This is a genomic window from Pseudoalteromonas sp. APC 3224, assembly GCF_030407535.1.
Classification (GTDB): Bacteria; Pseudomonadota; Gammaproteobacteria; order Enterobacterales; family Alteromonadaceae; genus Pseudoalteromonas.
The window spans coordinates 1-22,086 of record NZ_JASDDF010000043.1 but is presented as its reverse complement, the minus strand read 5'-3'; the positions used below and the strand labels follow the sequence as shown (position 1 = coordinate 22,086).

The window sequence follows — 22,086 nt, the reverse complement described above, 5'->3', positions numbered from 1 at the left end:
CCAAAGGATGAAAAAAATGAGCAATATCCCTAGCGAGTTAAAATACGCACCTTCACACGAGTGGGTTCGTAACGAAGGCGACGGCACTTACACTGTTGGTATTTCTGAGCATGCACAAGAACTGCTTGGCGACATGGTATTTGTTGAATTACCAGAAGTAGGCGACGAAGTAGATGCTGGCGAAGACTGTGCAGTAGCAGAGTCAGTAAAAGCGGCATCAGACATTTACGCGCCAATTAGCGGTGAAATTGTTGCCATTAACGAAGAGCTAGAAGATGCGCCTGAAACAGTAAACAACGACGCATACGGCGACGGTTGGTTATTCCGCATTAAAGCGTCAGAAGAGTCTGAGTTAGATAACTTATTAGACGCTGAAGGTTACGCGCATACAATTGACGAAGACTAATCGTTAATTAATAAAAGCCCCTCTATGTTAAAACATTGGGGCTTTTATGATTAAAGCGCTTATTTTTCCATACAAAGTAAGCTGCTAAATCATCACATATTTTAATCAATACTAGTTACCCATTAGTATTTGGATCATAGGAATCTGGACACATGTCAAACGCCAAATCTCTTGAACAATTAGAGCAAAAGCAAGATTTTATTCGCCGCCATATTGGGCCAAGCCCAGCGCAAGTAAACGACATGCTTAGCGCTCTTGAAGTATCGAGCGTTGAAGAGCTGATCGGTCAAACTGTACCTGCTGGTATCCGTCTTGAGCAAGGTCTTAATATCGGCGAAAGCCGCACCGAAGTTGAAACACTAAGCTACTTAAAATCAGTAGCAAGCAAAAATAAAGTTTTCAAATCGTATATTGGCCAAGGCTACCACCCAACTCACGTACCACACGTAATTTTACGTAACGTACTTGAAAACCCGGGTTGGTATACAGCGTACACACCGTATCAGCCAGAGATTGCACAAGGGCGTTTAGAGTCACTATTAAATTTCCAGACTATGACCCTAGATATTACCGGCCTAGATTTAGCAAGTGCCTCACTGCTTGACGAATCAACTGCTGCAGCCGAGGCTATGGGCCTTGCAAAACGTGTATCTAAAGCTAAAAAAGCCAATGCGTTCTTTATTGCCGACGACGTACACACGCAAACCATTGACGTAGTGAGCACCCGTGCAGAGCAATTTGGTTTTGAAATTATTGTAGGTAAAGCCGCCGATGCTGTGAACCACGATATTTTTGGTGCATTATTCCAATACCCGTCAACATCAGGCGAAATTGTTGATATAACTGACCTAATAGCTGGCGTACAAAGCAAAAAAGCGATTGCCTGTGTAGCTGCTGATATCATGAGCTTATTACTATTAAAAGCACCAGGTAAATTAGGCGCAGATGTAGTACTGGGTTCAGCACAACGTTTTGGTGTACCTATGGGTTACGGCGGTCCTCATGCCGCATTTTTTGCAACACGTGATGCATACAAACGTTCATTACCAGGTCGTATTATTGGTGTATCAAAAGACCGTTTAGGTAACGATGCATTACGTATGGCAATGCAAACCCGCGAGCAACATATTCGCCGCGACAAAGCCAATTCAAACATTTGTACTGCGCAAGTATTACTAGCGAACATGGCTGCGTTTTACGCGGTATACCATGGCCCGCAAGGCTTAAAAACCATTGCACAACGCATTCACCGTTTTGCTGATATTTTAGCAACTGGCTTAAAAGCAAAAGGTGTGGCACTTAAGCACACTACTTGGTTTGACACATTAACAGTGGTTGATGAAAACAAAGCCGACGTCATTGCGCGTGCTGTAGCTAAAGGTGTTAACTTTGCTACTAACCATGCAGGTGAATATTCAATTTCAGTATCAGAAACCACAACCCGTGCAGACGTTGCCCAGTTATTTGATATTATTTTAGGCGAAGGCCATGGCCTAAGTGTAGATGCGATTGCCGCTGATGTTGAAGCAAATGGCAGCGAGTCTATTCCTGCAAGCCTAGTGCGTGATGATGAAATTCTAACGCATCCAAACTTTAACAGCTATCACAGCGAAACAGACATGCTTCGCTATATTAAGCGCCTTGAAAACAAAGATTTAGCACTTAATCATTCTATGATCTCGTTAGGTTCATGTACCATGAAACTAAACGCGACCGCTGAAATGATCCCAATTACCTGGCCTGAATTTGCAAACCTTCACCCATTCTGCCCGCTAGACCAAGCAGAAGGTTACCAAATAATGATTAACGAGCTACACGATTGGCTAGTTAACATTACCGGTTACGATGCGGTTTCATTGCAACCAAATTCAGGTGCACAAGGTGAATACGCAGGCCTTATCGCAATTCGTAAATACCACGAGTCACGAGGGGACGCGCACCGTAACGTATGTTTAATCCCAAGTTCTGCGCACGGTACTAACCCAGCATCGGCACAAATGGCCAGCATGAAAATTGTGGTTGTTAACTGTGATAAAAACGGCAACATCGACATGGAAGACTTAAAAGCGAAAGCTGAAGAAGTCTCTGAAAACCTATCATGTGCCATGGTAACGTACCCATCTACCCACGGTGTATACGAAGAAACGATTCGTGAGTTATGTGAAATTGTTCACCAGCACGGTGGTCAAGTTTACATGGATGGCGCAAACATGAACGCCCAAGTAGGTGTTACTAGCCCAGGCTTTATTGGCTCAGATGTGTCGCACTTAAACTTACATAAAACTTTCTGTATTCCACACGGCGGCGGTGGCCCAGGTGTTGGCCCAATTGGTGTTAAATCGCACCTTGCGCCATTTATGCCAAATCACAGCGTAATTAACGTACCAGGCACTAATGAAGGAAATGGTGCAGTATCGGCAGCGCCTTACGGCTCTGCAGCTATTTTACCTATTTCATGGGCTTACATTGCCATGATGGGCTCTGAAGGCTTAAAACAAGCGACAGAAATGGCGATTGTAAATGCTAACTACCTAAGCAATGAACTTAGCAAGCACTTCCCAATTTTATACCGTGGCCGTAATAATCGCGTTGCTCACGAATGTATTATTGACCTACGCCCATTAAAAGAAGCCTCAGGCATTACTGAAATGGACGTTGCTAAGCGCTTACAAGATTATGGTTTCCACTCACCAACAATGTCGTTCCCAGTAGCGGGCACATTAATGATTGAGCCAACTGAATCTGAGTCTAAGGGCGAGATTGACCGCTTTATCGAAGCGATGGTATCGATTAAAGGTGAAATTGATAAAATCATTTCTGGTGAATGGTCTATTGAAAACAACCCACTGGTATTTGCACCGCACACGCAAGCTGATGTGTTAGGTAATGAATGGGACCGCGCGTATGACCGTTTTTACGCTGCCTTCCCAGTACCAGCAGTTGCTAAAGACAAGTTCTGGCCAACGGTTACGCGAATCGATGACGTATACGGCGACCGTAATTTAGTATGTGCATGTCCTCCGATTGAGACATACCGCGACTAATTTTTTGATGTAGGTTGCGAATAAAGAATGCAACTATCGGAATTAAGTTTGCAACTCAAATAAAGTTTGCAACCGGTAGGATCATTCATTGAGATCAAAAAAAGCGAACCAGAAATGGTTCGCTTTTTTGTATTTTTATACTGAATAATCTGTAGCTGTTCATGATAAATAAGTTTGCGAATGGACAAAGAAGGTGAGCTTTTATAGCTCACCTTTTTTTATTAACTTAAGGTAATTTACATTCATAAACTCGCTAATCACTAAGATCTAATCTAGCTAGAATATTAGCCAACCAAGGTTCTGCTTTTTTAGGCTTAACAAAAGCTACTGCGGCTGCTGAAAATGGTGATTTCCTGTTACAGGCTTCTATCAGTCGAATTTCAGCATTATCTAAATGGACTTGCATGAGCTGTTTACTTGCCAATGGTAAGCCATAAATACTTTCCAATAGCTCTAAGTCTTGCTGAACGGATGTAATTACTTCTAGCCGTTTACCTTTCACCGTTTTGTGATTTAGGTTGTAGCATTTGGCACTCGTCCGAACTCTTTCGTATTTTGTTTTATCAGTTGCTTGATCGTATCTTGAGTGCGCCATACCAGGAGATTTTTCAAAGGATAATAGTTGAACATCGGCAAGTACGCATGGATCAATAAGAATAGGATCTTCAACATTATGGTTTGTTAACGAACATTGACCCCATACTCTGGTGCTTTCATCTTGAAGTGGAAAGTAATCATGTTTTCCACCGTTATCTCTTGGTTGATTGGCGTATTGACATGAGTATCGATAATTTTTTGGTTCAAATGCTAACCACCAATAGCCGGTATGCTTTTGAGATTGCCCACCAACGGCTCTAGTGGCATAAGATTCTTTGGCTTTTTTAACAGCGCCCTTAGGGCGAAAATGGTCAACGTTGAAATCAGTAGCAATTCGAGGCACTTCTGAATACCAACATTTATCACCAAATTGATTAATAAAGTTGTTCTTAAAGGGTGACCATTTACTACCAAGTCGTGTAAATTCTGCGGATCTATCTTGTGCGTTCCTAACTTCAGTTAACCACTGCCTAGCATTAACATCCCAGTTGTCAGGTTTACATGCATCGATTAAATTAATGTCTATATATCGCAATTAAACCAGTCCCTTTGTCTTTAATATATTTTCAATAATATTTAAACGATATTCTGTATCATCTAAACCTTTAGAGTCCATGGCATCCATTGCTCTTTTTCTAGCAATTAAGAACTGCCTATAATCTTCATCTGGGTGGGTATAGCCGTAACCTAAACGCTCTAACGAACCGTTTAGTTTCCTTAATTCTTTGGTTTCATTTTCACTTAAAGAGTCTTTTTCGAGTAACCTTCTACGTTTCTCAATAACACTGCTTGTGTGCTTATCTAGCGTTGTCGCCATGCCAAACATGTCACTAGTGAGGATGCCATTCACGCCCATTCCTATTGGGCTTTCTGCGGGTATTTCAGCTATCGACTGGCCATCTTTGTTATTGCGTATAACTTGTATTTGCTCTTTGTCTAATTCAGCAATCGCTAATGGGTGATGGGTTACCATTAAGATATGGCAGAATTTTTGATTAGGTATAAATCGTTTAAGGAAAGTATGATATTTGGCGGCCCATGCAGGATTTAAATGAGTATCTGGCTCATCTAATAAAAACAACGAATCATCTTCAACAGTAAACTCTAAAAGACCTAATACTGTGAGCAATTGTTGCTCGCCTTCACTTAACTCACTAAAGCTAACAATTTCATCGTTATGTAATTTAACTTTAATATTTACGCTATCAATAAGCTCAGAAAGCAATGTGCTTTCTAGCATTTTGAAAAAGTCTTTCGGCTTTAGGCCTTTGGCGACTTTCTTTAAACCGTATATATCGGGCAAAAACAAATGTACGAACTCATTATCCACACCTTTACCTGTTAGCGATGTTGCTTCTTCTCTTGTAGATTTTACAGGTCCATAACTATAAGGGAGTAGCCTATCTAAAAACTCTCTAACTACGCCACGAGCGCCCCAAAAGATATCTTTCTTATTCTTTTTACCCCATTCAGGCCTGCGAAAAACAAAATGAACTGAATGAAAGTCTTTTATACCTAATTGTTCTGCTAAGAATTCACGACCTACACCATGTTGCTGATTTAAAAAGAAAGCTAGTAGTACAAATTGGCTGTGAAATGGTTTCGCGTAAAATAATGGGCGTACTTCATCTTCAATTTTTACTTTATTTTTTAATAGCTGATTATAAAACTTAGTTCTATGTGGCTTAAACAAGTCTTCTAGTCTATCGCTTGGCCCTGAGTAATAGGCGAATAGGTGTTGAGGTAAGTAGTCAGAAGCTCCATTTTCATCACGTTTAACTTTGGAAATAGCTACTGGTTCAGGTTTTGAATAGGTATTATCGTCCTGCTTAATAGCTACCTTAATTTTGTGTTGTTGGTGAGGAGTAGTTCCATAGTCTAGTGAGGCATCAATTTCAATGCGCTTTTCATTGTCAGCGCCTAAAAAATATATTAATTCATAGCTGAAGGGTGCCTCCTCATCTCCTAGATCTAGTGCCCTAAAAATTCGAACCAACGCCTCTATGACATTCGATTTTCCTGAGCCGTTTCTTCCGATAAGAACCGTTAATAATTCCTTATCGTCAAAATCGATTTCTAAGTTGTGGATATTTTTAAAGCCATCCCTGATTTTTAAAAAATCTACTTTCACTTTTTAGTCACCTTAAAAGTACTGTTTTCACCAACACCCGTTTGAATAACAACTTTTTGTTCAATAAGCCTTTTTAATTCACTGAAAATATCATCAATAGCGCTGAAGGTGTTGTCAGATAAATCATCAAACAACGCCTGTGCAGACATGCCTTTTTTATTGTTTTTTAAAAGCTTAAATACTTCTCCAGTTTGTTCAGAGTGATTTTCAATCGCTGGTGAAGACACTACTTTTGACTCTGGGACATCATCGCTCTTATCTGCAACATCCTTTTCTCTTACCTGCGCTGCTTTTGCACTATCTGGCTTAGCCTTCTTTGGTTGCGAATTTACTTCAACGTCTTCTCTTTCATCTTCAGATATAGGTGAAAATAATTTTCCGCTAAATGCTCTTGCTAGTATTGATTGAGTCATTTTGTCGACATGAAGCTTCGCTGCTTGATATTTCTTTTCTACTAAACCTGCATTTGAAAGTAGTTCACTAACACAGCGAACTATTTCCAATTTTTCAGGCTCAGAAGGAAGTTGTAAGTCAATATCTAATAAAGCTTTTTGACCTATATTTCTCATTGACTGTTGATTGCCAGTAGCTCGGCTCTCGATCTCTTTTCGACCTAAAGGAGATCTCAAGAATATATTAAGCCACTCCTTATTCACTTCGTCCATCACTAACCTAAGTACCTTGTCACTAAGCATTAAGTTCTTTGTTACTTGATGAACTATTACAGGCATTCCCAGCAGCTCAAGCGTGTTAGCTCTCGATATTAAAAAGTCGCCTACTTTAACTCTTCTATTTTCTAGGAATAAGGAGTTATCGTTAAGAGTTTTACTTTGATCCTCATTATATATCCCCCAAGTAACTGCACTTATTTTGATAATTCCAAATTCATTTTCTTCAGGGGGGCGTTCTTGGCATTTAATGTTTTTGCCTGCTTCAATTTTTTCTACGATCTTTCCTACTTTAATCGGCAGCCAACCTTCTACGTCATTTTCTTTACGCCAGTCTTTGGTAAGTTCGCCGGAAGTGGCGGCTGCAAGGACTGATTGGCGAAAGCGTTTTAGAATGGTTGGGATTTTGTCGAGACGTGCTTGAGCTGCTTCAACTTTGGCTAATACCAAATCCAGTTTATCAGCAATACGTGTTTGAACATCCAAGCTTGGTACTTTTACATCAGCATCTTTCAATAATTTAAAATGCCGAGCATAGCCTTTGTCTTCTATATAAATAGATTTCAATAAAAAGTAAAAAAAACGTGGATTTAAAAACTCTTTAGGTTGTAGTACCTTGGTGCCATCTGCACCAGGCACAAAATTGAAGTCGATCCACTTAATAGCCCTAGTGTGATCGCCAAAAATACAAATTGGTGATTCAAGCTCAATAACTTTTGTTTCATCATCAACGTATCCAGCTAGAAGTGACGCTCCTTGATCTACAACCGGATATTTACCTGTTTCTTTGCACTCTTTTGTTTTAATTTTTTTAGTATTCGTAGATATTTGATCGAATAATTTTGAGCACTTGTAGCTGCTCCAATCATCTAATTGTGAATTCATACAACGACCTCATCAACTTCTTCTACTGCATCTAGTTCCACTAAAATCGACTGTAGATCAGTAATAGCACCAGCTAGCTCTTCTATGGCTTCGTTAATCAGAATATCAGGCTCTGGCAAGTTGGCAGCATCTTCAATGCTGTCGTCACGTATCCATGCTAAATCGAGGGAGTCTTCTTTAGCTGCTATTTCTTCACGGGTAAACGCTCTTAATCGACAGGTATCAATGTTGCCAATTTCACTACCGTCTTGGTGGTTATCGATAAAAGCTTGGCGTTTAGCTTCATCTACTTGAGTTAAATCACTACCAACAGCGTGATAAAACTCTTTAAAGTGTTCTTTGGTTAAAACGTTGCGTTTACCAAATTGTGGCATATTGGCACGAAGGTCATATACCCATACCTTTTTGGTGTTGCCTTTATCTTGATTTATATCCGTAGGCTTATCGAAAAACAGAACATTGGTTTTTACCCCTGCTGCATAGAAGATGCCCGTAGGCAAACGTAAAATGGTATGCAGATTACACTTTTCCATTAAATCGTTGCGGATTTTACGGCCAGTTGAACCTTCAAATAATACGTTATCAGGTAATACTACTGCCACACGGCCACCGGGCTTTAACATGCTGTGGTACATGGCATGTAAAAAGGCTAATTGTTTATTGGAGGTGTAATGCACTAAGTCATCACGCGTTGGTATCCCACCACCTTGTTTAGTGCCAAAGGGAGGGTTGGCTAAAATTAAACTCGCTTTTGGTAGTGAATTTTTACCTTCGTTTGAAAGCGTATCACCGTATAAAACGCCTGCGTTGTCATCGTCTATTGCTAAGTCGTGCAGCATTAGGTTCATCATGGCTAGGCGACGAGTATCAGGCACTAATTCCATACCAAAGAAAGTACCGTGTTGATATTTATCGTAAGCCGTTTCATCAAGGGTCTTTATGTTATTGTGTTTTTTAAGCTCATGATGTGCTGCAATTAAGAAGCCGCCTGTTCCAGCGGTAGGGTCTACTATTACATCATCTAAGCTTGGCTTCATTAGCTCAACCATAGCCTCGATGAGTACTCGCGGAGTAAAGTATTGACCAGCACCTGATTTTTTCTCACTAGCATTTATTTCTAGTAAGCCTTCGTACATATCGCCTAAACCTTCCTCTTTAGCAGAGTACCAATCAAGATTATCAATTTCAGTCACTAGCTTGTTTAAGGTAGCTGGTTTTCTGATACAGGTTGAGGCATCAGCAAAAATAGCTTTGGTTATTAGTGAACCGTGTGAGCCTAAGTGAATAAGTAATTTTTTGTATTCTTCTAGGCGAGTTACCGCATTGAACTCTTCAATGTCAGGCCAACGAAAACCCTCAGGGATAAGCTCTTCTTGCCCTGTTTCTTCAACCATTTTTAAGAATATTAAGTAGGTTAATTCGTTTAGGTACTCGTGGTAAGTTACCCCGTCATCTCGCAACAGGTTACATAAATTCCAGAGTTTGTTAATTAAGTCTTGTGTGCTCATTAGTTTCTACTTATAAATTCGTTAATTTGTATTTAGCTTTACTTAACTTTAAACAGGCTTGTTACTTTGCTTAGCAACCTATTTAGGCCTAGCTCTTTATCACTAAAAGCTATGTTTAAATAATAAAACGCTATTGTATAGGATTATGCAGACTGTTGTTGCTCACTCTCTGAGCGCTCTTGTGACCAGATGGATTTATTAAATTTACTTAAAATATCAGTAATGGGTTGTTCAAATAATTTGGAGGCTCGTTTAATGCCGCCAATTTGTTTAAAAATGCCTTCATTTAGATTGGTTTCATCAACAATGATGTTGGCTTTTATTTGTCCTGCAATAGTTTCTAGCCATTCACGTTGTGGTGTTTTCCAAGGTTGGCTATTGAGTATTTTAGCAAGAGCGTTGTCGACACGTTGTTCATAAGGAACTAATGCCTCACCTAATGCCGCTTGGCGAATAAAACCAATAATACGAGCGGCAATATCTTCATTTTTGACTTCTTTCCAAGCGACTTTAAGGTCTTCTTCCCTGAATTCATTTTTCTCAAGCTCTAGCGCTAGTTGTTTGAGGCTATCGCGAGTCAATTCCCAAGGTCGCTGGATAACAGTTTGAATAGCGACCATACGGTTACTATTAGCATTAACAAATTTATTGAAAGATGAAAGGTAGTCTTCAGGCTTTTGACCACTGCCGTAACCCGTTGAGGTGCCAGTAACTTTATCGCCGTGAGTAGAGATAACCACTTTATTGTTGCCACCAGTGCCTTTTACTTTCATATCAAGCAGCTCACCTAAACCAGGGTTGTTAACAAACCAGTCTGCAACGTCTTGCACTTTCATTTTTTTCAATTCTTGTGCAAATTCTTGAGGAGGCTTACCTACAATGCGCTCAAAGTCTGAATGCTGGTTACTTGAAAGGTATTTCTTTTTGCTTTGTAATTTGGCTAGGAACTGGTCTTTAGCAAGCTGCTGAAGTTTTGGATCTGGACTCTCTTTTATTTCATTTTCAAGTTCCATAAAGGTGATATCAACCTTAGTAACCACGGGCTTCATGCTGTTAACTTTTTCAAGCTGTTTGTAAATATCTACCGCATCAAAAATACGAAAACGCTCTTTGGATATTTCATCACACTTGCGAGTTGCACGGCCAAGCATTTGTTCAAATAGAATTCGGCTGTTAACACGGCGTAAGAAGACTAAATTACAGATCTTTGGAACATCAACCCCGGTGGTGAGTAAATCAACTGTAACAGCTATATTAGGCAACCTGTCATTTTTATATCGGCGTATTTTTTCAAGTGGCTTATCAGATGCTCCAGTGATTTTTTGAATGGCATCATCATCAACCTCACCTAAATAGTTTTCACACGCTTCTTTTAACGCTTCAACTACGTCATCTGCATGCTTATCAGTAACACAAAAAATTAAGGACTTCTCTTGAGAATATGGGTTTAATGAGTCACTTTCGATAAGCCAGCGACATATTTCTTTTGTAAATTCAGGCGCTATGACTTTACGATTAAACTGCGCAACATCAAAGTTTAATTCATCTGGTGTATTGATTAAGTCGATCTGCTGAGTTTGAGGATCGTATACTTGAACTTCTTCATTTACCTGATACTTAATCCCGTCAGTATTGAGATCGGTATGAATTCGTGTTGGTGGAAGATGATCTACTAAATGACCATCTATTACTGCTTCGGTATATGTGTAGGTAAATACTGGGTCACCAAAAATATCTTTAGTGTGTAATGCTGGTGTTGCTGTTAATCCCACTTTAAACGCATCAAAATATTCAATCACAGCTCTATATTTTGACATGTAATCTTTTTGGTCTCGGAACTTAACTTCCGTTTCGCTTAATTCACGGTCAAGTAAGTAGCCTCTATGGCACTCATCTACAACGATACAATCATATTGACCTACACCCGGCTTAGCACCATTATCTGATGGGTACATGATACGTTTTACCAGCCCTTGAACAGTTGCAATGTGGACTTTGGTATCATCTTCTGGGAATGGTACAGCTGATTTATCTGGTTCAATGCCTAACACTTCAAATGTATCGGCAAAGGAATTGGTGATACTTTCCATTTTTACTTCGCCAAAGTCGACAGTCGCTTGCTCACCTAATGCACTTCGGTCAACAAGAAATAGGATACGGCGAAATCTTTCGGCTTTTAATAAACGATAAACAAGCGCAATACAGGTTTTAGTTTTTCCCGTACCTGTTGCCATAGCTACCATAGCTCGTTCTTTGCCATCTTTAATCGCTTTTTCAACTTTTAATATCGCTTTTTGCTGGTAATCACGAAGCTTTAATTCATAGTCAAAGCCCATGTCATCAAGTTCAGCATTTGCTTGTTGTGGTGTTTGTCGTAAATAAGTTTTTATTTCTTGTGGTGAATACCAGCCTTTTAACGCTTTACGGCGATTAGTGTTGTCACGAACATCTAAAAACCAGATGCCGCTCTCTTGCTCTAATTGTTTTAGGTAAGCACGGCCATTAGTGGCAAAAGTAAGAGGGGTATTAAACTCACCATATTGAGTTACTTCTACATCTTCAGGGAGGTTCTCAATACCTCTGGCATATCTTTTGGCTTGATCGATAGCGCCATATACATTTTTTGCATTCTTCTTGGCTTCAATAACACCCACAAGTGTCATACCAATGAATAAAGCATAATCAGCAGGGCCGGATTCTGTAGGCCATTCAGATATTGCCTTATTTTTATTAGGCTCTGGACGAGTGCCTTTTGCATAACGTAGGTTTTCAGTATCGGCTTCCCAACCTGCATCAAGCAATTGTTGATCAATAACAACACGAGTTTCTGCCTCATCCATTTCAAATGGTGATTTCTCAATACGTTTAAGTTCTGCTGCTTGTTCTTGTTTTGGTTTAGCTTGGAAAGATTTAGCGTATTGTTGGTTCGTAGCCTCTGCCGCTACTTTATATTTTTCAGCTTCTTTTTCACTGTCTAAGGCAAGCTGTTCCCATACAGCTTTGTCCTCGGCCATTTTTTCGGCACGTTTACGTTCCGCTATGGCTTTTTCTGATTCGATTTTACTTAGTTGTTCAGCTGTTTTTATGCGTTCAGAACTACGCAGTGATTCATTTTTTAATTGCTCAACTTGTTCTTCAAGTGAGCGGACATATTCCGAAGGATCCTGTGGTTTAACAAATTTCTTTATTTTAAAACCTTTGGCTGCACTACCGCCAAAAGTGATATGAAACCACATGGCTAATGCATGTCCGACCATTATTGCTTTTAACGCATCACGGTGACTGGTACTGTCAAACTTGTGGGTAGCTGTATTACCTAGTTTTCGGATAGTATGGAAAGCATCTCTGACGTTATCATCTAAACGTAAGTTGTAATCTAAATCTCTAAGAAGGTCGATTTGTTTTACGTTATTACCAGACTCTACACCGATACGGGCTGCTATTGATTGCGCTATAGCTTCACCTAATTGACGTATTTTTATAAGCGATGTGTTTGGATCTGAAGAAAAATTGAGTTCAGCACTTTCGGCTAATTTATATAACCATTCTTGATGCTTTTTTAAAAAATCGAAATTACTGATGTGTTCCATAAACTTTCCTTAGTATCCTTCAAAAAACTCTTCGTCAATTTTCTTTATATGTAGTATGTCTTCGTCTCTGCTACCGATGTTATATCGCAGCATAAGTTTCGCTAATTCAGTGCCGTTTATAAGTACGATACGAATACCTAAGTTTTGTGCGGTTTCGATGGCTGATGATGTAAATGCAGAGGTTGTAATGAAAATACCTTTCTGAGCTTTTTTCAGGTTTAATGCACCAAAGAAATCACGAATATCACCTGCACCCACATTATTACCTTTGGCATAACGTTTAGCTTGTATGTATATCTGATCAACGCCAAGTGGATCTTGATTTATAACGCCATCTACGCCATTGTCGCCAGTTTTACCTAGCGCATGGGCTGCTCCTTCACCTGTACCACCATATCCCATTGCGACGAGTAGCTCGATTAACAGGTCTTCAAAAAAGGCTGGGGTGACTTTGCGAGTGCGCTCTAGGATTTCATTTGCAAGCGCATCGTTAATTTTCTTATAAGCAGCTCTTAAGGCTTCATCTGGCGTTATGTCTTTGTCTGACTCTACATCAGCGCTAGGTGCATCTGATTCATTTGTCTTTTGCTTAAATGCTACAAATTCATCAAATTGGTTTAGGTAGTCATTGTCAATTTTAACACTGTGATCTTGCAAAGCTGATATACCACGAGCGGTGATCACAAAATATGCTCGCCGTGTGGTTTCAAGCAAGCCTGCTTTGGTTAGGTAAGTCCTAGCCCAACCAACACGGTTATCAAGAATAGATTGTTTGCCGCTTGGCAATGTCTCTTCACGTTCAGCTTCAGATAGACAGAACTTATCAGCTAACTGATTTATCACATCGCGTAACCTAACTTCTTTGCCATCAGCTTGATGAGCTATTTCTAGAAAGGGGCGCATGAATTCTTGATAGCTTGGTATCATACAACGTCCTTATTTATTCTTTTGGTTGAGGACTCTTTTGTTCTTCAATCCACTTTTCCAAATCTACGCGTTTAAAGCGCCAACTTCCACCCACCTTAAAGCCGGGTAATTTGCCTTCACTTGCAAGACGATATGCTGTCTTTTCATTGAGCTTTAAGTATGTAGCGACCTCTTGAATGGTCAAAATATCATCGGCCATGTTTAATCTCTGTATTTGAACAAATTGATAGTATGAGAAAATTGAGGAATTAGCAATTGATCGCAAGCGATCTTACTTTGTTATTTTGGTGTATTTTTGAGCGGTTGAAAATTATTTTATAAAATATTTAGTCAATTTTGATCATGCCTTAAAAATATTTGTTTATCTTGCGTTGAAATATTTCAATTTTTAAAGCCCCATAATCCCTCACAACAAAATTATTGTTTCCATTTCCAATTCAAAAACTTATTTTTAGACAAAAATATTCCGTTGATTTAATTCAATTTTCACTTACACAATTCTGATGTTATTCAAGGTTGCTGTTGCAACACAAAAATGTTGTTTTTCATGTGGTTATGGTTTTTAGGTGGGTTGATCAAAGTTTGATCTACAGGCAAGATATTATTCCCGAATGAATCAATTGCAGGATGCATATGAAATTAAAAGAGGTTACCGCTACACCAAAAGCTATGGAAAAGTTAAACCGGTGGAAGCGTGACATACAAAGTTTAACAACGGAGAGTTATCGGCCGTATTTAACGGTAAAAGCGGTTAATCAATATGGTCGTAGGCATTGGATCTTTTGCAATGTACAGAAACGCCATGCTCATCTGTTGAGCGATGGTGAATTGCGTATGTACAAAAAATTGATTTGGGCCAGAGGTACAAAGCGTGTATTTGAGCAGTATGCACTCGATTTAAATGAAACTTTAAACATTGCAGTCGCGGGTAATTTAATTCACCCACGCAATTGGGAGACCTCGGAGGCATATGTGATGACAACAGATTTTTTGGTTCAACATCAAGACCTAGAAAACCCGAGTCGCATAATAACGACGGCATATAGCTTTAAATATGCCTCTCAAATTTACGTGGTGGATGAAGAAGGGGTTGAGCTGGAGGGCTCGATACAAGGTGAAGAAAGAAAGGTGCTACAACGCAAGAATGCTCGAACTTGGCAGAAATTTGCTATTGAACGAGAGTATTGGCGCCGCCGTGGCATCAAGTATCGAATTGTCACTGAATTAGATGCTACCAAGGACGAGTTCAATAACATCCGGTTCTGTGAGCCTGCTGGATTTATGAGCTTTGAGGATGAGTTGGTTAGAACATTCGTGTTTACTTTTTGCCACGTATGGCAAAGGTACTTCATGAAACCACTTGAGTTTTTACTGTTACATACAAGGCAACAGTTAAATTGCTCTGATGAGCAAGTTATTCGGCTTTTTCAATTTAGTGTACTCAAGCATTTTCTCCCGCTTAGGCATAGCAGTACGTTACAGTTCCATCGTCCTGTGGAGCTTACCTTATGATGCTAAAAATGGGTACGCGCCTGACTAACGAGAAAAAGAATATTGATCTTCTTGTTTGTCACGTTAGTTTTGGTCGACAGTATACTGCTTTGTATGATCTAAATGGTTTTGACCCAAAAAAGAACCTTTCTAAACCTGAAGCATGGCGTATGGATGATGTATTGGCACATATAACTAGCCACTCATTAAAAGTAGAGCGTTTTGACTACCCGGTTGTTATGACTAGAAGTGATGACTGGATTGCTACTGAAATGGGGAAAGGTGCCTGGCTTGATAAACGTGACTATAAATTTAGGAAAATCGAAAGTCTTGTTAGTCCCGATAAAATTGAGCAGTACTTGTATGGCAAGGGGCTAGCGGCTGAGATAAAGCCACTTCTTGGAAAGGATAAGTGGAAAGGCAAAGCATCATTTCATTCTGCGATCAATCGATACATCATTTTTGGCTGTACCAAAAATTCATTGTTGCCATTTGGCTTGATGCAATGTGGCTCAAACTACCGTTATGTTAAAGACTTGAGTGACTCCCAGATTAAGCGTGGTCCAAACGGTAAGAACGGTAAAGTTAAAGTTCGTTCAAACGCACGGTGTGTAAATGATGTTGATAAATTAAACATCAAAAAAACTGCTGCTTTTATCAAATCTAATCATGTGAACTTTTCTATTGCGTTTGCTTATCGGCTATATCACAGGACATTTGAACGCTATGTAATCGAGAGAGAGACGACATTAGGTACTCAACGTATCTTTAACCCATTTCCTGAGGAAGATCGAATCAGTGATGGTATGTTTCGCTATCACTTTAAAAAAATTATTGATAAAGCATCACTTCTTCGTTTGAAACATGGTGATGTTAACTTCGCCAAAGACTTTGAGGATAGACAAGGCAAGTCTTTTGATGGGGTACTTGGCGCCACACAGCGCTATGAAGTAGATGCAACCATTCTTGATTGTTATGTGCGTTACCCTTTTGATACGAGTAAGCGCTATTCAATGGGGCGTCCTGTCTTGTACCTAGTGGTGGATGTTTATTCAACCATGATTGTTGGGATGTATTTGGGTTTTGATGGTCCCAATTGGCAAGGGGTATCCCAGGCGCTAGCAAATGCATGTTTAGATAAAGTTGAATTTGCTAAACGTTTTGGTGTTCTTTTAGATGAGAATGATTGGCCCGCTAAAAATGTGCCAATTGAATTAGCAATAGACAATGGACCTGAGTATAGGAAGACCTTTATTGATGCTCTTTTAAACGCGAGAATTGGTATTGAAGATGTTGCGTTTATGGCTATTTATCGCGGTGATGCTAAAGGAGTGGTTGAGCGCAAATTTGGTACTGTTAATGATCAAGTTATTAAGTTTATTCCTGGTGCATTAGCAGAGTTACCAAAACGTGAAGATAGTCATGCATCCAATCATGCGTTGTACGATTATGACTCATTAATGCAAGTGTTAATCGCAGAAATTTGCTACCACAACAATTCAGCAGATCGTCTCAAGCGACTTAACTTCAAAGGCCTTGTAAATGGTACGGACTTTACGCCGAAAGCGATTTTTTTAAATAGCTTAGAAGACATGGAAAAGGTCGGGCGATTAAACTCTGGAGTAAGTGAAGCTAAAATTCGGTGGGCATTTTTGCCTGAAGAGCGTGCGACGGTAACTTCTAGCAGTATACGTTTTGAAGGGGTCGAATACCATCACCCCTATTTCAAATCTAGTGGTGGCTATGCTAGAGCTAGGCATCATGGCACATTCAACATATTAGTCAAAAGGATGTACGACAATATCAATGAGCTGTTACATGAAACCGACGATGGTCAGATCGTTAAGTTACGCCTTAAAAATATCAATAACGAAAATCCTTTAGCAAGTCAGCATTGGGAGCAGGTAATGCACTTGATGGAGCAAGAAAAAGATATGCTTCACGAGCATAAGCAAAATGCTCTGATCACACGTTCATATTGGGATTCTGTTACTGATCTTACTACTGCGCAACAGGAGGCTGAGCGCTCGCTCGCACCTAAAAATAAACATAAATCTATCCAACCAGGCATTAAAGCTCGTCAACAAATTCAGAAGCTTGTGCTAAGAACTCAAGCGAATCAACAGTTGGATAATACATTTGGTACTGGAACCGACTTAGAGTCAATGAAGCCCGCCGTCATGGATGACTTAGACGACGAATTGTATGGAGATTAAGGGAGTAATCTTATGAAAAAAGAAGCGATATATCGAAAACACCCGCTTGATAGCTTAAATGGAAATCCTCTTACCGAGGCTATTGAAGTAATAGCGCACGAAGACGAGCTGAATAAAAAGCTTACTTTCAAACCTACTTTTGAAAAGAGCTTAACTGATATACCAGCTGTATATCAGCAGGTATTTCTAGAACGGTTAGAAAAGGTTCACGTTCCAGCGCCATACTTATATGGAATGTATAACAAGTTTGTAGGGCTTATTTTAGATGGATATTCTAAGTACACGCCACATTCTGCGGAAACTAACAAATTGCAAATGGCAATCGCCTTGGCAGCTAGAAAGGGGGATCGATTAGAAGAGAAATTTATTTCTCGAACAACCGCGCCTAGCGTATTTGTTCATGGTCATAGCGGTGTTGGTAAGACGAAAGGAATTCGCAGTGTTCTGAACGTGATCCCACAAGTGATCAAGCACAACAAGTTTGAGGACAAAATCTTCCGGCAAGATCAGCTCGTTTGGATATCGCTTGATATGCCATCGACTCCATCAACCAAAGGGTTGGCGCTCAATTTTTTTAACGCTGTTGATGAAGCCCTTGATACAGATTTTTATGAACAGTGGAAAGATAAATCACATTACTCTGTAGAACGCCACTTAAGTCAAATGCAGTCAATTGCTGTGGCACATCATTTGGGGTTGGCTCATATTGATGAATTGCAGTTCATGTTGAAATACAAAAATAGTAAAAATGCGCCATCCTTCACTACGATTGAAGCTTTGTTTAACAAAATGGGTATTCCTATTGTTCTTTCATCAACAACATCTGGTAGGGAGATGTTTTTATCTGACACTAAAAGCCCAGATTTTACGATCACACGCAGATTATTGACCAACCGTGAATATCAGTTTTCTTTGTACGGGGTAAAGAGTAAGTTTTTTAACTCTCTCTTTGATGCATTGTTCCCTGAATCATTTTGCAAGAGTAGCGAAATGCCAGATAAGCAGTTCAAACAAGTTTTTTGTTATTTAACGTGTGGTCTGCCTGCAATGATGACGAGGTTGGCGATACTGCATCATGAGTCAATTGCAATGTTGAAGAATAAATACCCCGATAAAGCCGATGCATATCGCACGGGTGACGTGGGAAGGTTACATAAGACGTATAATAATCAATTCTCATTGATTGCTGGCGCTTTAGATAATCTCAGAGCGGGAAATATTCAACAGTTTGATGAGGGTGTGAACAAACTGGATCAAAAAGAGCATGTTTTAACAAACGAAGAAGTAAAGTTAGCTGCAAAAGCTGAGCGCAAAAAAGTACAAAAGTTATTACCTGACGTGGTGCCAGACCCATTAGGTATACCTCGAGTGTGTATGGATATTGATTCTAAAGATATGCTCAATTTCATTGAGGAGGGATCTGATGACTAATATATCCTTCATGCCTACCCCTTTTGATGGCGAGCACTTTGCGGGAGTGGTGTCTCGTAAGGCAACCCTTTTAGATAGTAGTAACCCTAAGCTGGTGTTTGAGCGCATGCTTTCAGAGGATGGCTCTTTGAGCAATCAACGAATCTATCATCCGTTAATTGATGTTGCTGCGAATGCGTATGAGGGGAGTATAAGCAGAGAATATCTGTTAAGAAAACACTCATTGTTTCCTTATTATTCACCTTCGATGCATTTTCGTGATGTTGATAAGATCATTAATAAGCGGATCAGGAAAGGAGGCCTTTGGAAGCGCTGCGAATTTATTGAGCAAGTACCATCCTTATCGGCTCCATTATGCAGAACATTGTCGTTTTCTTTAGCTTGGCGATGGTGCCCATTATGCGCTATTGAAGATGAAAAACGTGTAGGTACTTCCTATTGGCACGTTGAACACCAGTTACCTTCGATGATCACTTGTTCAAAGCATGCTTGCGAATTGCTTGAAAGCTGCAATACCTGTGGATTTTCTAGCATTGATATAAGAGTTATGGCGACGCCACCAACCACCAATAAATGTACTAAATGTGGTGCTATTCATAGGGCAAGTTACGTAGATTTAAATGGGCATATTACATGGGTACAGCAAGCGAGTATGGATTTATTAAATTCACCTGGAATGCTTTCTAAACCATACTTTGAACACGTAATGAAACGAGGTATTCAAAGTGGCTTTTCTAATTTAAACGGAGGGAGAATACGAGAGCAAGTATTTGTGGCAGCGAGACTTCAGCAAGACTTTGTAGCGTGGTTTTTTGAACATGGCTTTGAACGTTTTTTTCATGAGCCTGAAGTTGTAATCAATTACAAAACGTTAAGTCTCGAAAAGGCGTTACGAAACGTAAATGGGTGGCATCCATTGTTTGTATTGATGTGGCTGCGCTTTTTGGCGGTAGAATGGCCTTCGTTAGAAATTGCAGCTTAAGTGCGCTGCTACCCAACGAGACTATTTACAGTTGGCTCGCTAGAGCAGGGTTAATAAGCGGTTTAGCTACGGATCATGACTTTTTGCTGGTTAGGTTGGGGTATACTGGCCAGCAATTAACATCCATATTCCCATCTTTTATTGTTCCAGTTTCAGAAAGTGTGAGCGTGGGCATTGACGAATTAATCGTAAAACACACAGTTTTGCCATTTTTTAAGCCTTTTATACAAAGTGATGTCTTCCAAGAAGCTTTTACTAAAATGCTTGAGGGAGCATGCACTGATGCGTACAGTCAATTCTCGCTACTGGCTAATCGAATACCAGAACCGACAGTCCTATGTTATTGCCCGCAGTGTGCCGCCCAAGACATCAAAAACGTAGGTGTGGCGTATTGGCATGTTGCCCATCAATTACCTTGGATTAACTACTGTCCATTTCATTTAATAAAGCTAGAAGCAATAAAACGTGAAAGGAAATTGCTCGTATTGCCGCCTCAGGTTGTAAGTGAGGGCAAAGGTTTAACACAGGCAAGCCTAAAGCAAGCAAGACTTGCTCAAGATGCGTATGCACTCTGGTCTTTAAATTTAGAATCCATTGATTCAGATGTTTTGAGAAGGGTTTATTTACATGGGTTAAATGCGAATAATCTCGTATGTAATTATGGGTCTGTCAGGCAAGAAAAATGGCAAACAAGCCTTAAGGAGTACTGGGTAAATGAGTTGCCTAAAGGGCTTTTTGATGCGGTTTTTGGGGGGAGTAAAAGCAATAGCTACCCATCAAACTTTATTTATCAATCCCACGCACAGTTTCACTCATTAAAACACCTACTCGTGATACAGCATTTATTTGGCAGTTTGTCAGAGTTTTTGAAGTGTTGCTCTAATCCGAATCAATTAAACGTGAGGCCAGATCATTTAATTAATGATGCGTTTGAACGAGTTAATCCAGAAAAAACAGATTTACTTTTAAAGCAGTTAAGAAATGGTATGAGTATGCGTCAAGCTGCTAAGCGAGCAAATGTTAGTGTGGGGTATGCTAAATCTATAGCTATGCAAAATAACATACGAATACACCGTAGAGCACAGTTCTTATTTGCGACAGAGCGTAAGCAAATTCTTTCTAGGCTAAGAACTGGCGAACTTACAACTTCAATTGCCAAAGAGATGGAATGCTCGCAAAGTGCTGTTGAACAGTTATTGACTCAGTTTCCTGATATTAAAGAATTACGTATCCAGCTTCGATTTGAAAAGCAACGCAACACGCATCGCTCAATATTACATGAATGTTTGGATAGAACAAAAGCGCCTACTCGTGGGCAGATTCAATCATTATGTAGAAGTTCTTACACGTGGCTTTTTAAACATGATAAGGAATGGCTGTATGAAACTTTACCGTCTGCAATACCAAGAAATAGACGTAGAGGGTATTAGGATGAAGCCTTAATCTGGTTAAATACTGTAATGAAGCCTTGTTCGCGATCAGGATGAAGCCTTAATTTGGTTAAATCCTGTAATGAAGCCTTGTTTGCGATCAGGATGAAGCCTTAATCCGGTTAAGTACTGTAATGAAGCCTTGTTCGCGATCAGGATGAAGCCTTAATCCGGTTAAATACTGTAATGAAGCCTTGTTTGCGATCAGGATGAAGCCTTAATTCGGTTAAATACTGCAATGAAGCCTTGTTTACGATAAGGATGAAGCCTTAATTCGGTTAAGTACTGCAATGAAGCCTTGTTTACGATTAGGGTGAAGCCTTAATTTGGTTAAATCCTGTAATGAAGCCTTGTTTGCGATCAGGATGAAGCCTTAATAAGATTTAATCCTGTGATAAAGCTTTGTTCGCGATCAGGATGAAGCCTTAATCCGGTTAAGTACTGTAATGAAGCCTTAACTTCAATAAAAATATTATGGGAAAGTATATAGACGAAGGTATAAAACATTACGACAAGATTTGACCTGGGAGAAAACCATATGTCTATGGACATTATTGATGACTTACTTTTTGAGGCCGGCTTTGATGATGCGTTGATTAGTCATTCATTAGCAGGCCTGATTCAAATAGAAGTTCGCAGGAGCGCAGAAACTGAATATATGTTGACGGAATCAATAATATGTAGTAGTGTGATTACCAAGGGATTATGTCGGTCTAATTACCGAGCGACTTTGTCGTAAATAGCATATCAGCCAGTTGCTAAACTGGCTACCTTTTATGC

14 protein-coding genes are annotated in these 22,086 nt (G+C 39.7%); 7 read left to right on the top strand and 7 right to left on the bottom strand.

Annotation, left to right across the window (positions count from 1 at the left end; genetic code table 11):
* Positions 1–16: 16 nt before the first annotated feature.
* Both gcvH and gcvP read left to right on the top strand, forming a co-directional pair.
* Positions 17–406 carry a glycine cleavage system protein GcvH gene (gcvH, locus tag QL989_RS17175; RefSeq protein ID WP_008112430.1) on the top strand — a complete coding sequence of 130 codons (390 nt, stop codon included), beginning with the start codon at positions 17–19 and terminating at the stop codon, positions 404–406.
* 152 nt (positions 407–558) lie between these two features.
* Entirely contained in the window at positions 559–3,450 is a 2,892-nt protein-coding gene (gcvP, locus tag QL989_RS17170) for an aminomethyl-transferring glycine dehydrogenase (RefSeq protein WP_290171365.1), read from the top strand.
* Between the two features lie 253 nt (positions 3,451–3,703).
* Here gcvP and QL989_RS17165 read toward each other — a convergent pair whose 3' ends face one another.
* The 7 genes from QL989_RS17165 to QL989_RS17135 form a co-directional block, all read right to left on the bottom strand.
* The gene (locus QL989_RS17165) at positions 3,704–4,582 is read right to left on the bottom strand and encodes a hypothetical protein (RefSeq protein ID WP_290171364.1); all 879 of its coding nucleotides are present in this window, start codon (positions 4,580–4,582) and stop codon (positions 3,704–3,706) included.
* The gene (locus QL989_RS17160; RefSeq protein ID WP_290171363.1) at positions 4,583–6,178 is read right to left on the bottom strand and encodes an AAA family ATPase; all 1,596 of its coding nucleotides are present in this window, start codon (positions 6,176–6,178) and stop codon (positions 4,583–4,585) included.
* A complete protein-coding gene (locus QL989_RS17155) occupies positions 6,175–7,731 on the bottom strand; it encodes a restriction endonuclease subunit S (RefSeq protein WP_290171362.1) in 1,557 nt (518 codons plus the stop codon). Before QL989_RS17155 ends, QL989_RS17160 begins: the two co-directional genes overlap by 4 nt.
* On the bottom strand, positions 7,728–9,239 hold the full coding sequence (locus QL989_RS17150; RefSeq protein WP_290171360.1) for an N-6 DNA methylase: 1,512 nt from the start codon (positions 9,237–9,239) through the stop codon (positions 7,728–7,730). Before QL989_RS17150 ends, QL989_RS17155 begins: the two co-directional genes overlap by 4 nt.
* 143 nt (positions 9,240–9,382) lie before the next feature.
* Entirely contained in the window at positions 9,383–12,829 is a 3,447-nt protein-coding gene (hsdR, locus tag QL989_RS17145) for a type I restriction-modification system endonuclease (RefSeq protein ID WP_290171359.1), read from the bottom strand.
* Positions 12,830–12,838: 9 nt separating this feature from the next.
* Positions 12,839–13,756, bottom strand: coding sequence for a restriction endonuclease (locus QL989_RS17140; protein WP_290171358.1), 918 nt, complete (start codon positions 13,754–13,756; stop codon positions 12,839–12,841).
* A gap of 13 nt (positions 13,757–13,769) precedes the next feature.
* The gene (locus tag QL989_RS17135; protein WP_062570374.1) at positions 13,770–13,955 is read right to left on the bottom strand and encodes a helix-turn-helix domain-containing protein; all 186 of its coding nucleotides are present in this window, start codon (positions 13,953–13,955) and stop codon (positions 13,770–13,772) included.
* A gap of 434 nt (positions 13,956–14,389) precedes the next feature.
* On the opposite strand from QL989_RS17135, the gene QL989_RS17130 reads away from it, so the two are divergent.
* Genes QL989_RS17130 through QL989_RS17110 form a run of 5 tightly spaced genes read left to right on the top strand, consistent with a single transcriptional unit; the run spans position 14,390 to position 21,306 of the window.
* Positions 14,390–15,268 carry a TnsA endonuclease N-terminal domain-containing protein gene (locus tag QL989_RS17130; RefSeq protein WP_290171355.1) on the top strand — a complete coding sequence of 293 codons (879 nt, stop codon included), beginning with the start codon at positions 14,390–14,392 and terminating at the stop codon, positions 15,266–15,268.
* Entirely contained in the window at positions 15,265–17,463 is a 2,199-nt protein-coding gene (locus tag QL989_RS17125) for a hypothetical protein (RefSeq protein WP_290171354.1), read from the top strand. Before QL989_RS17130 ends, QL989_RS17125 begins: the two co-directional genes overlap by 4 nt.
* Before the next feature lie 12 nt (positions 17,464–17,475).
* The gene (locus QL989_RS17120) at positions 17,476–18,894 is read left to right on the top strand and encodes an ATP-binding protein (protein WP_138764859.1); all 1,419 of its coding nucleotides are present in this window, start codon (positions 17,476–17,478) and stop codon (positions 18,892–18,894) included.
* On the top strand, positions 18,887–19,876 hold the full coding sequence (locus tag QL989_RS17115; protein ID WP_138764858.1) for a TniQ family protein: 990 nt from the start codon (positions 18,887–18,889) through the stop codon (positions 19,874–19,876). The genes QL989_RS17120 and QL989_RS17115 overlap by 8 nt, the downstream gene beginning before the upstream one ends.
* A complete protein-coding gene (locus QL989_RS17110) occupies positions 19,849–21,306 on the top strand; it encodes a TnsD family transposase (RefSeq protein ID WP_248527582.1) in 1,458 nt (485 codons plus the stop codon). The genes QL989_RS17115 and QL989_RS17110 overlap by 28 nt, the downstream gene beginning before the upstream one ends.
* Positions 21,307–22,086 lie beyond the last annotated feature (780 nt).

Coding starts and splice junctions, on each gene's coding strand:
- gcvH (WP_008112430.1), top strand. CDS start 17: ATGAGCAATATCCCTAGCGAGTTAAAATACGCACCTTCACACGAGTGG.
- gcvP (WP_290171365.1), top strand. CDS start 559: ATGTCAAACGCCAAATCTCTTGAACAATTAGAGCAAAAGCAAGATTTT.
- QL989_RS17155 (WP_290171362.1), bottom strand. CDS start 7,731: ATGAATTCACAATTAGATGATTGGAGCAGCTACAAGTGCTCAAAATTA.
- QL989_RS17150 (WP_290171360.1), bottom strand. CDS start 9,239: ATGAGCACACAAGACTTAATTAACAAACTCTGGAATTTATGTAACCTG.
- hsdR (WP_290171359.1), bottom strand. CDS start 12,829: ATGGAACACATCAGTAATTTCGATTTTTTAAAAAAGCATCAAGAATGG.
- QL989_RS17140 (WP_290171358.1), bottom strand. CDS start 13,756: ATGATACCAAGCTATCAAGAATTCATGCGCCCCTTTCTAGAAATAGCT.
- QL989_RS17135 (WP_062570374.1), bottom strand. CDS start 13,955: ATGGCCGATGATATTTTGACCATTCAAGAGGTCGCTACATACTTAAAG.
- QL989_RS17130 (WP_290171355.1), top strand. CDS start 14,390: ATGAAATTAAAAGAGGTTACCGCTACACCAAAAGCTATGGAAAAGTTA.
- QL989_RS17125 (WP_290171354.1), top strand. CDS start 15,265: ATGATGCTAAAAATGGGTACGCGCCTGACTAACGAGAAAAAGAATATT.
- QL989_RS17120 (WP_138764859.1), top strand. CDS start 17,476: ATGAAAAAAGAAGCGATATATCGAAAACACCCGCTTGATAGCTTAAAT.
- QL989_RS17115 (WP_138764858.1), top strand. CDS start 18,887: ATGACTAATATATCCTTCATGCCTACCCCTTTTGATGGCGAGCACTTT.
- QL989_RS17110 (WP_248527582.1), top strand. CDS start 19,849: ATGGCCTTCGTTAGAAATTGCAGCTTAAGTGCGCTGCTACCCAACGAG.